At 43.0% G+C, this 14197-nt stretch carries 11 protein-coding genes; 9 read left to right on the top strand and 2 right to left on the bottom strand.

All coding sequences use genetic code 11. The features are described 5' to 3' along the window. Window positions 1–9 precede the first annotated feature (9 nt). From MK409_RS06400 to MK409_RS06390, 3 genes are all read left to right on the top strand, one after another. Window positions 10–2655: an alpha-mannosidase gene (locus MK409_RS06400; protein ID WP_268705718.1), complete on the top strand. Its 2646-nt coding sequence runs from the start codon at window positions 10–12 to the stop codon at window positions 2653–2655. Between the two features lie 95 nt (window positions 2656–2750). Beyond that, entirely contained in the window at window positions 2751–3620 is an 870-nt protein-coding gene (locus MK409_RS06395) for an ROK family protein (protein WP_268705717.1), read from the top strand. After that, complete coding sequence (locus tag MK409_RS06390; RefSeq protein WP_268705716.1) at window positions 3614–5494, top strand: beta-N-acetylhexosaminidase; 1881 nt, start codon at window positions 3614–3616, stop codon at window positions 5492–5494. The genes MK409_RS06395 and MK409_RS06390 overlap by 7 nt, the downstream gene beginning before the upstream one ends. Here the strand turns inward: MK409_RS06390 and MK409_RS06385 are convergent. After that, window positions 5491–5682, bottom strand: coding sequence for a hypothetical protein (locus tag MK409_RS06385; protein ID WP_268705715.1), 192 nt, complete (start codon window positions 5680–5682; stop codon window positions 5491–5493). The two genes, MK409_RS06390 and MK409_RS06385, sit on opposite strands and share 4 nt — an antisense overlap. 215 nt (window positions 5683–5897) lie before the next feature. Here MK409_RS06385 and MK409_RS06380 point away from each other — a divergent pair, with 215 nt between their 5' ends. The 6 genes from MK409_RS06380 (at window position 5898) to MK409_RS06355 (ending at window position 13124) form a co-directional block, all read left to right on the top strand. After that, complete coding sequence (locus tag MK409_RS06380; RefSeq protein ID WP_049538037.1) at window positions 5898–6827, top strand: ABC transporter permease; 930 nt, start codon at window positions 5898–5900, stop codon at window positions 6825–6827. A gap of 13 nt (window positions 6828–6840) precedes the next feature. Beyond that, window positions 6841–7761 (top strand): carbohydrate ABC transporter permease, encoded by a 921-nt coding sequence (locus MK409_RS06375; protein WP_000818291.1) that lies wholly within the window; start codon window positions 6841–6843, stop codon window positions 7759–7761. Between the two features lie 107 nt (window positions 7762–7868). After that, complete coding sequence (locus MK409_RS06370) at window positions 7869–9353, top strand: ABC transporter substrate-binding protein (RefSeq protein WP_000800425.1); 1485 nt, start codon at window positions 7869–7871, stop codon at window positions 9351–9353. A 439-nt stretch (window positions 9354–9792) separates the two neighbouring features. Continuing rightward, the gene (locus MK409_RS06365; RefSeq protein WP_268705714.1) at window positions 9793–10986 is read left to right on the top strand and encodes an OFA family MFS transporter; all 1194 of its coding nucleotides are present in this window, start codon (window positions 9793–9795) and stop codon (window positions 10984–10986) included. A gap of 170 nt (window positions 10987–11156) precedes the next feature. Continuing rightward, window positions 11157–12143: a rhodanese-related sulfurtransferase gene (locus MK409_RS06360; protein ID WP_268705713.1), complete on the top strand. Its 987-nt coding sequence runs from the start codon at window positions 11157–11159 to the stop codon at window positions 12141–12143. Between the two features lie 120 nt (window positions 12144–12263). Continuing rightward, window positions 12264–13124 (top strand): DUF4299 family protein, encoded by an 861-nt coding sequence (locus tag MK409_RS06355; protein ID WP_268705712.1) that lies wholly within the window; start codon window positions 12264–12266, stop codon window positions 13122–13124. A 62-nt stretch (window positions 13125–13186) separates the two neighbouring features. Here MK409_RS06355 and MK409_RS06350 read toward each other — a convergent pair whose 3' ends face one another. Beyond that, window positions 13187–14149, bottom strand: a complete 963-nt coding sequence (locus MK409_RS06350) for a DUF6574 domain-containing protein (protein ID WP_268705711.1) — start codon at window positions 14147–14149, stop codon at window positions 13187–13189. Window positions 14150–14197 lie beyond the last annotated feature (48 nt).

Raw genomic sequence — 14197 nt, 5'->3', positions numbered from 1 at the left:
TTTTACTTCATGGAAAATGTTGTTGTACATATTATCTCACACAGTCACTGGGACCGTGAGTGGTACTTACCTTTTGAAAGCCACCGTATGCAGTTGGTGGAGTTATTTGATAATCTTTTTGACCTTTTTGAAAATGATCCTGAGTTCAAGAGCTTCCACTTGGATGGTCAAACCATTGTCCTTGATGACTACTTGGAAATTCGTCCTGAAAATCGCGACAAAGTCCAAGGTTACATCGACCAAGGCAAACTCAAAATTGGTCCTTTTTACATCTTGCAGGATGATTACTTGATTTCCAGCGAAGCCAATGTTCGCAATACCTTGATTGGTCAAGCAGAATGTGCAAAATGGGGCAAATCAACTCAGATTGGTTACTTCCCAGATACCTTTGGAAATATGGGACAAGCGCCTCAAATCCTTCAAAAATCAGGCATTCACGTGGCAGCCTTTGGCCGTGGTGTGAAGCCGATTGGCTTTGACAACCAAGTCCTCGAAGATGAGCAGTTTACTTCCCAGTTTTCAGAAATGTACTGGCAGGGTGCGGACGGAAGTCGTGTTCTCGGTATCCTCTTTGCCAACTGGTATAGTAATGGGAATGAAATCCCAGTTGATAAGGATGAAGCCTTGGCCTTTTGGAAACAAAAACTGTCAGATGTGCGTGACTACGCCTCGACCAACCAATGGTTGATGATGAACGGATGTGACCACCAGCCTGTACAGCGAAATCTGAGTGAAGCTATTCGTGTGGCAAATGAACTCTTCCCAGATGTGACCTTTGTGCATAGTTCCTTTGATGACTATATCCACGCAGTAGAAAGTGCTCTGCCTGAGCAACTATCTACGGTTACAGGTGAGTTGACCAGCCAGGAAACAGATGGCTGGTACACACTTGCTAACACTTCTTCATCCCGTATTTACCTCAAACAAGCCTTCCAAGAAAACAGCAACCTCCTAGAACAAGTGGTGGAGCCATTGACCGTCATCACTGGTGGACACAACCACAAGGACCAGTTGACCTATGCTTGGAAAGTCCTTCTACAAAATGCGCCCCATGATAGTATCTGTGGCTGTAGTATTGACGAAGTTCACCGCGAGATGGAGACACGTTTTGCTAAGGTCAACCAAGTCGGAAACTTCGTTAAGACCAATCTTCTCAACGAGTGGAAGGATAAAATTGCAACCCACGAAGCTCAAAGCGACCATCTCTTTACGGTCATCAATACAGGCTTGCATGACAAGGTTGACACTGTCAGCACAGTGATTGATGTGGCGGTTTGTGATTTCAAAGAATTGCACCCAACAGAAGGTTATAAGAAAATGGCAGCCTTGACCTTGCCAAACTACCGTGTCGAAGACTTGGAAGGGCACGCTGTAGAAGCGAAAATCGAAGATCTGGGAGCTAATTTTGAGTATGATTTGCCAAAAGACAAGTTCCGTCAGGCTCGTATCGCTCGACAAGTGCGCGTGACAGTCCCTGTTCATCTAGCACCACTTTCTTGGACAACCTTCCAATTGCTTGAAGGAGAACAAGAAGGCCGTGACGGTATTTACCAAAATGGAGTGATTGATACGCCATTTGTAACGGTAAGTGTGGATGAAAACATCACGGTCTACGACAAGACAACTCATGAAGCTTATGAAGATGTTATTCGCTTTGAAGACCGTGGTGACATTGGAAATGAGTACATCTATTTCCAACCAAAAGGAACAGAGCCTATCTACGCAGAACTCAAAGGCTATGAAGTCTTGGAAAATACAGCTCGTTTTGCTAAGGTCTTGCTCAAGCATGAATTGACAATTCCAGTAAGTGCAGACGAAAAACTGGATGCAGAACAAAGAGGCATCATCGAGTTTATGACGCGTGAAGCTGGGCGCTCAGAAGAATTGACAACTCTTCCTCTGGAAACAGAGATGACCGTCTTTGTTGATAATCCACAAATACGCTTCAAGACTCGCTTTACTAACACAGCCAAGGACCACCGTATCCGTCTCTTGGTTAAGACTCATAACACACGTCCAAGCAATGACTCTGAAAGCATCTATGAGGTGGTGACACGACCAAATAAACCAGCTGCTTCTTGGGAAAATCCTGAAAATCCACAACACCAACAAGCCTTTGTCAGCCTTTATGATGATGAAAAAGGAGTGACGGTGGCCAATAAAGGATTGCACGAGTATGAAATCCTTGGAGACGATACCATTGCCGTGACCATTCTTCGTGCTTCAGGTGAGCTAGGTGACTGGGGTTACTTCCCGACACCAGAGGCTCAGTGCTTGCGTGAGTTTGAAGTTGAGTTTACACTTGAATGCCACCAAGCAGGGGAACGCTTCTCAGCCTTCCGTCGTGCCAAAGCCTTCCAAACACCATTCACTAGTCTTCAGGTTGCTAAACAAGAAGGAAGTGTTGTTTCGACTGGTAGCCTCTTGAGTCATGCGGCACTCAGCTTGCCACAAGTCTGCCCGACAGCCTTTAAGGTAGCTGAAAATGAAGAAGGATATGTACTTCGTTACTACAATATGAGCCAAGAAAATGTGCGCATATCTGAACACCAACAAACCATTCTTGACTTACTTGAACGACCATATCCAGTTCATTCAGGACTATTGGCTCCACAAGAAATTCGTACAGAATTAATTAAAAAAGAAGAAATCTAACAGTTTTAAAGTGTTCTATAACGAATACTATGAGATAGAAAGGAGGGGCGAAAGAGTAAGGATTAACTACTGATTCGCCCCTTTTTGGTGAAAATATGACCATTGCAACCATTGATATCGGAGGGACTGGGATTAAGTTTGCCAGTCTGACTCCTGATGGAAAAATACTAGATAAGACAAGTATACCGACACCAGAAACCCTAGAAGATTTACTGGCATGGCTAGACAAATGCTTGGCAGAGAAAGATTATAAGGGCATTGCCATGAGCGTTCCAGGCGCGGCCCATCAAGAAACAGGTGTCATTGAGGGAATCAGTGCCGTACCTTATATTCACGGTTTTTCTTGGTATGAGGCTCTTGCTCATCATCAGCTACCTGTCCATCTAGAAAATGATGCCAACTGTGTTGGACTTAGTGAACTGCTAGCTCATCCAGAGATTGAAAATGCAGCCTGTGTCGTGATTGGGACAGGAATCGGCGGAGCTATGATTATCAATGGCAAACTTCACCGAGGTCGCCACGGCTTAGGTGGTGAGTTTGGCTATATGACAATCATTGAACCAGCAGAAAAGCTCAACAACTGGTCGCAACTAGCGTCAACTGGAAATATGGTGCGATACGTGATTGAAAAATCTGGTCAGACTGACTGGGATGGTCGCAAGATTTACCAAGAGGCCGCAGCAGGAAATGCCCTTTGCCAAGAAGCCATTGAGCGCATGAACCGTAATCTGGCTCAAGGCTTGCTCAATATCCAGTATCTGATCGATCCAGATGTCATTAGTCTGGGAGGCTCTATCAGTCAAAATCCAGATTTCATCCAAGGCGTCAAAAAAGCTGTTGATGCATTTGTTGAAACCTACGAAGAATACACAGTCGCACCTGTTATCCAAGCCTGCACCTATCATGCAGATGCCAATCTCTATGGTGCCCTTGTCAACTGGCTGCAGGAGGAAAACCAATGGTAATTTTTACAGGACTTAGTCCCAAACAAGAGCAAGCATTAGAGTTGCTTAAAAAGCATATTTCGCTAGCAGATGTAGAGGTAGCAGTCGCTCAGTCTGACCAAGCCTCTATCTCTATCAAGGGTGAGGATGGCCACTATCAACTGACTTATCGCAAACCTCACCAACTTTACCGCGCCTTGTCCTTGTTGGCAACAGCTCTAGTAGAAGGTGATAAGGTAGAGATTGAAGAACAAGCTGCTTACGAAGATTTGGCTTACATGGCAGACTGTTCCCGAAATGCAGTGCTAAATGTAGCTTCAGCTAAGCAGATGATTGAGGTTTTGGCTCTCATGGGCTACTCAACCTTTGAGCTTTACATGGAAGACACCTACCAGATTGAGGGGCAACCATACTTTGGTTACTTCCGTGGAGCCTATTCAACAGAGGAGTTGCAGGAAATCGAAGCCCATGCCCAGCAGTTTGATATGACCTTTGTGCCTTGTATCCAGACCTTGGCTCACTTGTCGGCCTTCGTTAAATGGGGTGTCAAAGAAGTGCAAGAACTTCGTGATGTTGAGGATATCCTCCTTATCGGTGAAGAAATGGTTTATGATTTGATTGATGGCATGTTTGCTACTCTGTCTAAACTGCAGACACGCAAGGTCAATATCGGGATGGACGAAGCTCACTTGGTTGGTTTGGGGCGCTACCTGATCTTAAATGGGGTTGTAGACCGTAGTCTCCTTATGTGCCAACACTTGGAGCGCGTGCTGGATATTGCCGATAAGTATGGTTTCCACTGCCAGATGTGGAGCGATATGTTCTTCAAACTCATGTCAGCAGATGGCCAGTATGACCGTGATGTGGAAATTCCTGAGGAAACTCGTGTCTACCTAGATCGTCTCAAAGACCGTGTAACCTTGGTTTACTGGGATTATTACCAAGACAGCGAAGAAAAGTACAACCGCAACTTTCGCAACCATCACAAGATTAGCCAAGATATCGCCTTTGCAGGCGGTGCTTGGAAGTGGATTGGTTTCACACCTCACAACCATTTCAGCCGTCTAGTGGCTATCGAGGCCAATAAAGCCTGTCGTGCTAATCAGATCAAAGAAGTTATCGTGACAGGTTGGGGGGACAATGGTGGGGAAACAGCCCAGTTTTCTATTCTCCCAAGCTTGCAAATCTGGGCAGAACTCAGCTACCGCAATGACCTAGACCGTTTGTCTGCACACTTCAAGACCAATACGGGTCTATCAGTTGAGGATTTCATGCAGATTGACCTAGCCAACCTCTTGCCAGATCTACCAGGCAATCTCAGTGGTATCAATCCCAACCGCTATGTCTTTTATCAGGATGTTCTCTGTCCGATTCTTGATCGACACATGACACCTGAACAGGACAAGCCACACTTCGCGCATGCTGCGGAGACCCTTGCTGAAATCAAAGAAAAAGCTGGCGCCTACTCTTACCTCTTTGAAACTCAGGCTCAGTTGAATGCTATTTTAAGTAGCAAAGTGGATGTGGGACGACGCATCCGTGAAACTTATAAAGTCGGTGACAAAGTCAGCTTGCAGCAAATCGCCAGAGAAGAATTACCAAAACTCAGAAGTGAGATTGAAACCTTCCACAAACTCTTTAGTCAACAATGGCTGAAAGAAAACAAGGTCTTTGGTTTGGATACGGTTGATATCCGTATGGGCGGACTCTTGCAACGCATCAAACGCGCAGAGAGTCGCATCGAGGCTTATCTGGCAGGTCAGATTGACCGTATCGAAGAATTAGAAGTTGAAATCCTTCCATTTAATGATTTTTATGGAGACAAGGACTTTGTAGCCACAACAGCCAACCAGTGGCACACCATTGCGACCGCATCGACGATTTATACGACTTAATACTCTTCGAAAATCTCTTCAAACCACGTCAGCTTCGCCTTGCCGTAGGTATGGTTACTGACTTCGTCAGTCTTATCTACAACCTCAAAACAGTGTTTTGAGCTGACTTCGTCAGTTTTATCTGCATCCTCAAAGCAGTGCTTTGAGCAGCCTGTGGCTAGCTTCCTAGTTTGCTCTTTGATTTTCATTGAGTATAAAAACAAGAACAGTGTCCCCTGTTCAGAGTGTTTCTCGTGAAACCTATTTCTTATAAAAAACTTCTCCACATAAAATAATTTGTGGAGTTTTTTCTATAATTAGTAGTTTAAACTATTCTTAAAATAAGAGTATACTAATTATGTAATCGTTATCAAACCTAAAAATTCGATGAAATCAGTTTTTAGGAAAAAAATGGGAGGAAATTATGAAAAAGTTTTCAAAGACCTTGAGAGATAACTGGATTTTTCTCTTGATGGTTTTACCAGGGGCACTTTGGTTGATTCTATTCTTCTATATCCCAGTATTTGGAAATGTGGTCGCCTTTAAAGATTACCATATGAGTGGTGAAGGATTTATCCACAGTATTATGAATAGTAAGTGGGTCGGCCTCGATAACTTTAAGTTCTTGTTTAGTTCTAAAGATGCCTTTATCATTACTCGAAATACCGTCCTTTACAACCTTGGATTCATCTTTATTGGTTTGATTGTGTCGGTTGGAATTGCCATCATCCTCAGTGAGCTTCGTTCTAAGAGAATGGTTAAAATTTTCCAAACGTCTATGTTGTTCCCGTACTTCTTGTCATGGGTTATCATCAGTTTCTTTACAGATGCATTCCTCAACATTGACAAGGGTGTGATCAACCACTTCCTTTCTTCCATCGGATTGAAGGAAATTAACTTCTACGCTGACTTAGGTATTTGGCCATATCTTCTCCTTTTCCTAGGTATCTGGAAAGGATTCGGATATAGCAGTGTCATGTACTATGCGACTATCATGGGAATTGACCCTACCTACTACGAAGCAGCAACAGTGGACGGGGCTAGCAAGTGGCAACGGATTCGCAATGTAACGATTCCACAGTTGACACCGCTGATAACTGTTTTGACCATCCTTGCAGTCGGAAACATCTTCCGTGCAGACTTCGGTCTTTTCTACCAAATCCCACACAATGCTGGTCAGCTCTACAATGTAACCAACGTACTAGACGTCTATGTCTATAATGGTTTGACTCAGACAGCGGATATTGGTATGGCATCAGCAGCTGGTCTTTATCAGTCAGTTGTCGGTTTAATTCTCGTTATCTTATCAAATATACTCGCAAGACGAGTCGATCCAAATTCAGCACTATTCTAGAAAGGAGGAAAGCATGGCAGAAAAAATTAAAAAAGCAAAAATTGATAATGTCGGCATTCACTCCTTTAGTAAGAAGGCAGATATCTTCTTCAGTATTATTTCTGGATTGATTGCTCTCTCTTGTATCTTGCCCTTTATCTTTGTCATCATGATTTCCATCACAGATGAAAAGAGCATCCTTCAACATGGATATAGCTTTTTCCCATCACAGTTTGGATTAGATGGCTTCGAGTTTTTGGCTCAGTTTAAAGATAAGATATTACAAGCGCTCTTTATCTCAGTGTTTGTAACAGTAGTCGGAACCTTGACAAACGTCTTTATCACAACAACTTATGCCTACGCCATTTCACGGACAACCTTTAAGTACCGCAGATTCTTTACAGTTTTCGTCCTACTTAGTATGTTGTTCAACGCCGGTTTGGTTCCAGGCTATATCGTGGTAACTCGTTTGCTTCAACTAGGTGATACAGTTTGGGCCTTGATTGTTCCAATGCTTCTCTCACCATTTAACATCATCTTGATGCGTTCCTTCTTCAAGAAGACCATTCCAGAAGCCATTCTGGAGTCCGCTCGTATTGATGGTGCTAGTGAAGCACGGATCTTCTTCCAAATCTGTTTACCATTGTCATTACCAGGTATCGCAACCATCACGCTTTTGACAGCTCTTGGTTTCTGGAATGACTGGTTTAACGCCCTTCTTTACATCAAGAGTGACAACTTGTATCCATTGCAGTATTTGCTCATGCAAATCCAACAAAATATGGACTACATCGCCAAAGCGGTCGGTCTTTCTGGTCAACTGGGAGTCGCTCTTCCAAAGGAAACAGGACGTATGGCCATGGTTGTCGTTGCAACCCTTCCGATTGCCATTCTGTATCCATTCTTCCAACGCTACTTTGTTAAAGGTTTGACAATCGGTGGTGTGAAAGAATAGGACTTACTGAGAAACACCGTTTCTCCCTTCCCAACTTCATCTTAGTGACTGAAGTTAAAATCATTAAATCGTTTATAAGTTTAAAAATAAAAAAAGGAGTTTTTATCATGAAAAACTGGAAAAAATATGCTTTTGCATCTGCTAGCGTAGTAGCTTTGGCTGCAAGTCTTGCTGCTTGTGGAAACCTTTCAGGTAACAACAAAAAAGCTGCTGACTCAGGATCAGGAGAAAAACCTGTTATTAAAATGTACCAAATCGGTGACAAACCAGACAACTTGGATGAATTGCTAGAAAATGCAAACAAAATCATCGAAGAAAAAGTTGGTGCTAAATTGGATATCCAATACCTTGGATGGGGTGACTACGGTAAGAAAATGTCAGTTATCACATCATCAGGTGAAAACTACGATATCGCTTTTGCAGATAACTACATCGTAAACGCGCAAAAAGGAGCTTATGCTGACTTGACAGAATTGTACAAGAAAGAAGGAGCAGAGCTTTATAAAGCACTTGACCCAGCTTACATCAAAGGGAACACTGTAAACGGTAAGATCTACGCTGTTCCAGTTGCGGCTAACGTTGCATCTTCACAAAATTTTGCCTTCAACGGAACTCTTCTTGCTAAATACGGTATCGACATTTCAGGTGTAAATTCATACGAAACACTTGAACCAGTCTTGAAACAAATCAAAGAAAAAGCTCCAGATGTAGTACCATTTGCAGTTACTAAGAACTTCATCCCTTCTGAAAACTTTGACTACCCAGTAGCAAACGGACTTCCATTCGTTATCGACCTTGAAGGGGATACTACTAAGATCGTAAACCGTTACGATGTACCTCGTTTCAAAGAACACTTGAAGACTCTTCACAAATTCTACGAAGCAGGATACATTCCAAAAGACGTAGCAACAAGCGACACTTCATTTGACCTTCAACAAGACACTTGGTTCGTTCGTGAAGAAACAGTAGGACCAGCTGACTACGGTAACAGCTTGCTCTCTCGTGTAGCTAACAAAGACATCCAAATCAAACCATTCACTAACTTCATCAAGAAAAACCAAACAACTCAAGTTGCTAACTTTGTTATCTCAAACAACTCTAAGAACAAAGAAAAATCAATGGAAGTGTTGAACCTCTTGAACACTAACCCTGAACTCTTGAATGGACTTGTTTACGGTCCAGAAGGCAAGAACTGGGAGAAAATTGAAGGTAAAGAAAACCGTGTACGTGTCCTTGAAGGATACAAAGGAAACACTCACATGGGTGGATGGAACACTGGTAACAACTGGATCCTTTACATCAACGAAAACGTTACAGACCAACAAATCGAAGATTCTAAGAAACAATTGGCAGAAGCTAAAGAATCTCCAGCGCTTGGATTCATCTTTAACACTGATAGCGTAAAATCTGAAATCTCTGCAATCACTAACACAATGCAACAATTCGATACAGCTATCAACACTGGTACTGTAGACCCAGATAAAGCTATTCCAGAATTGATGGAAAAACTGAAATCTGAAGGTGCATACCAAAAAGTATTGGATGAAATGCAAAAACAATACGATGAATTCTTGAAAAGCAAAAAATCATAAGACAAACTGATTTCGTGTATTCATTCCTAAAAAATGTTATCGCTACCTCCTCTGGGACTCCCAGGGGAGGTAGTGGTTTTTTTATTAGAGTAGCTAAAAGTAAAAAAATCTTGTTAAAAACTTTGTGAAATACCAGTATAAAATATAGATATCGATTAATTGGACTAATACCTCTATTAGTTTAATTAAGTAGATTTTTAGAATGAACTAGCATATAATAAGAGTACGATGAAAGCGCTTAACATTGTGAAATTTAACTGGATTTTGATTTAAGAAGTGGACAGGATTCCTTCTTAAATGTTTCATTTATGTCTGATTTCAGCTTGTTCATATTTTGTAAATTATGAAAGATTCAAGTGAAACACAGCAAGTGAAAATCCGATAAAAAGTTGTTTGCTATCCCTTTTGGGAACAAGAAATATTACATGAGGTTATTCATATGAAAAAAACACCCAATCGATGGTTAATTTTGGCTGCGGCCATTTTAACGAATCTCTCTCTAGGTGCAGGATACGCCTGGTCGGTCTTTCAGAAGGCACTCCTAGAAACCAATGCTAGTCAAGGATGGGTTCAAGCTCAGACTTCCTTAGCCTTTAGCATTTCTTTTGCTATGGTACCTGTTGGAATGATTCTTTTCGGTCCCAAAGTAGATTCGGTTGGACCTAAAAAGTTTGTCTTTCTAGGTGGTATTCTCTTTGGTACAGGGATGTTTGCGACTGGTTTTGCCAACTCACTACCCGTGCTTTATCTAACGTACGGTGTCGTCCTAGGACTTGGTATCGGCTCTGCCTATGGGGCCTCTACGTCCGTTGCGACAAAGTGGTTCCCAGACAAAAAAGGCCTAGCTGGCGGATTGACAGCGGCAGGATTTGGCTTGGGTCCACTAATTATCGGACCGATTGCAAAATCTTTGATTGCTTCTATGGGGATTTACTCTACCTTTAAGGTATTAGGTATTGTCCTTTTACTAGTGATCTGTACATCTTCCCTAGTTATGGCCAAGGCTCCTACTGTTGCTCCAGCAGCGGGGAATGCTCAACCGGAAGGAAAAACTTATAAAGAAATGCTCCGTGATGGAAATTACTGGCTTCTATGGTTGATCTATGTTCTTGGTGCTACAGGCGGAATGATGATTATCGGAACTGCAGCAGCAATCTCAGACCAATACCAACTTGTTGGAGAAGCGACCCTCTTCGTTATGCTGGTATCCATTGCAAATACATTTGGTCGTATCTTCTGGGGTACGGTATCTGATAAGATTGGCCGCTATCCTACCGTTATTGCCATGTTTGGAGCGGTCGCTACTGGCTTGTTGTTCACAGCCTTATTCAAAGGTCCTGGAAGCATCTTGGCCATCCTTGGAATCATGATGGTTGCCTTGTCATTTGGTGGCTTCCTCGGTTCCTTCCCAGGAATTACTGCTGAAAACTGGGGAGTGACCTACGTAGGGACAAACTATGGATGGATGTTTACTGCTTATGGAGTAGCTGCTATTGCTGGTCCTCAGTTAGGGGCACGTCTTGCACAGGCAAACCAAGGAGATTATACAATGGCCTTCTTTATCGTTATCGGTATGGCTATCATTGGTATTCTGCTCCAACTCTTCTATATGGCTAAAGCTAAAAAGGTTTAAAAAATCCTTGGATTATCCAAGGATTTTTTAAATTGGAATAGATATTCGTTGGAATTAGCTCCTTTTTAATTTCCGGTCAAATAAATTGCATTCGTTTTCCCAAGTGGGTATACTAGTATAGTTGAATGAAAAATTCTGAAAATTTAAGAATAGAAAAGAGAACAAATCTTATGGCAAAAGATATTCGTGTCTTACTTTACTACCTTTATACTCCAATTGAAAACGCAGAGCAATTTGCTGCAGACCACTTGGCTTTCTGTAAATCAATCGGTCTCAAAGGCCGTATCCTAGTCGCTGACGAGGGAATTAACGGGACTGTTTCAGGTGACTACGAAACAACTCAAAAATACATGGACTACGTTCACAGCCTCCCAGGCATGGAAGACCTCTGGTTCAAGATTGACGAAGAAAGTGAACAAGCCTTCAAGAAGATGTTTGTTCGCTACAAGAAAGAAATTGTTCACCTTGGTTTGGAAGATAACGATTTTGACAACGACATCAACCCACTTGAAACGACGGGTGCTTACTTGTTTCCAAAAGAGTTCAAAGAAGCCCTTCTTGACGAAGATACCGTTGTCCTTGACACACGTAACGATTATGAGTACGACCTAGGACATTTCCGTGGGGCTATCCGTCCAGACATCCGCAACTTCCGTGAGTTGCCACAATGGGTCCGTGACAACAAGGAAAAATTCATGGACAAGCGTGTTGTGGTTTACTGTACAGGGGGCGTTCGCTGTGAGAAATTCTCAGGTTGGATGGTCCGTGAAGGCTACAAAGATGTCGGTCAATTGCACGGAGGAATCGCAACTTACGGTAAAGACCCAGAAGTCCAAGGTGAACTTTGGGATGGGAAAATGTATGTCTTTGACGAGCGTATCGCAGTTGATGTTAACCATGTCAACCCTACCATCGTAGGGAAAGACTGGTTTGATGGAACACCATGTGAACGTTATGTCAACTGTGGAAATCCCTTCTGTAACCGTCGTATCCTAACATCAGAAGAAAATGAAGACAAGTACCTTCGTGGATGCTCACACGAGTGTCGTGTTCACCCACGAAACCGCTATGTTTCAGAAAATGAATTGACACAAGCAGAAGTAATCGAGCGCTTAGCTGCTATCGGTGAAAGCTTGGATCAAGTCGCTACAGTATAAAGTAAACAGCCTTCAGGGGCTGTTTTTCTATGCTTTTTATCTAAAAATCTAAAATTTGTTTCTGTATCTTTCAGGGGAATAGGGTATACTATGTGTAAACGATTTCAAAGGAGGCCAGTTATGGCGAAAACATTTTTTATCCCAAATAAAGAAAGCATTCTAGGACAACAGGAGGTCTTGACTGCCAAGTCCATCTTGGCCTTGGTGGAGGGTTTGGAGTCACACAGTTATGATGCGGTCTATCTCCGTCAGCCCCTCAATCGTCTCGAGTATATCGAGTGTGGGATTGTAGGTCAGTCACAATTTCTCTTCAAGGTGAACTATGCGGATAGTCGAAAAGGCTATCAAGTGGTGATTCCAGACTTCCTTACCAGAGCGGACTGGGAGATTGTAGAAGCTCTCCTCCAAGCCCTATCAAGCAAGTTGGGGCAAGTGGTAGAAGGGTTAGAAGGGTTTAAATTTGAAGCTTATTTCCGACAAACAGTTCAGAATTATCTAGCGGATAAAACGACTCGTCTAGTCTATTGCCAAGGGCTCTTGTCCCCTATCTATTTGAACAAGGAATACCTCGAGAGCTTTTTGGCTGAGGATGGATTGGCACGTTTTGAAGAGCTGGTCAAGAAGGTTCAAGGCTCTGATGCCTACCTTGCCAGTGTGAAATTTTACCGAGACGCCCAAGGCAAGGTACACGGTATCTACCACCTAGCCCAGGGAGTCAAGACAATTTTGCCAAAGGAACCCTTTGTACCAGCACCCTATACCGAGCAGCTGGCAGGCAAGGAGCTTGTTTGGGAGATTGACCTAGTGACGATTTCTGGTGATGGGTCCAAAGCAGAAGACTACGAAGCAATCGCTCGCTTGGATTATGAAAAATTCCTAGAGTCACTACCAACAGCATTTTACCAGCAACTAGATGCCAATCAACTAGAAGTACAACCCATCCTAGGAAAAGCCTTTGAGGAATTGGCAAGCATCGAGTAGACCTTGTCCAAAAAAGAGTAAGCATAAAAATCCCTGTCATTAACAAATGGCAGGGATTTTGGTTAAAAGAAGGTCAGGATGCGAAGGTAGTCTACTGTTAGCGCAAGCTCTGCAATGAAGAAGGGGAAGAGAATAGCGCCATCAAGTAAGACAGCCAGCAGGAATCGATAAAATGGGTCAAGGCTACTGGTCTTACTTGGCTTGCTAATCACAAAGAGATTTCCAAGGGCAAAGATGGCCATGCTTAGAAGAGTGAGGATGCCAGCAAATCGTAAGCCACCAAAGAGTGCAAAGAAACTTGCTAGAGCTGTTAGGACAAGTGGGATAGCAAAGAGTCTGCTATACCGATCGAAGGCTTCTTGGAATGTGAAGTCGCTCTCCTGATCCAGCACACGTCGGACAGTAAAGCCTCCCAGAATGATGGAAAAGTAAAATAGAGCGCTAGCGACCAAGATGGAGAGTCCAGCAAAGAGATTTAAAGGAGGGAGCTGGTTAGGTAAACTATTGGCAATAGAGGCCATATAGCCGTAGTAGAGGTGCTTGATATGATAGATACTAAAGAAAAGGTTAATCATGGATAGCAAAGTGAGCAGGCCAAAGACACTATAACGATGCCTTTGGTCCCTAGTCTTGCTGGCAGTTGGTTCTTGGATAGCATCCAGCAGCCAAGTCCAAAACAGTGCGATTTCTTCTTTGAATCTGGCTGTTTTACGAGGGTCAATATCTGGGATATAGGGGCTTTCTAAAGCCTTGCTGAGGATGCTTTTTTCTTTTGCAGGGTTTTCTTGTTTGTGTTCCTCTTCAGCTTTCCCTTCTCCCTCTTCCTCGGTTTGGGCTTCTTCTATCGTTTCGGGAGTTTCCTCCTCATGCGTTTCCGACTCTTTAGGTGAGATAGGAGTTTCTTGGCTTACTTGTGGTTCAGTCTCCACAGTTTCCGAAGTCTCTGGTTGGTCGTGCTGGATTTCCGATTTCGTCTGAGCTGATTTCTTCTCAAGATCGGCGCTTTCAAACCATTCTTGTGTCATGGTGGAACCTCCTTTTTTATGGTCGTTTTCTATCTTTAGACTAGCAAA

This window comes from Streptococcus oralis (genome assembly GCF_026782375.1).
GTDB classification, from domain to species: domain Bacteria; phylum Bacillota; class Bacilli; order Lactobacillales; family Streptococcaceae; genus Streptococcus; species Streptococcus oralis_CL.
This window is presented reverse-complemented; position numbering and strand designations above follow the sequence as displayed.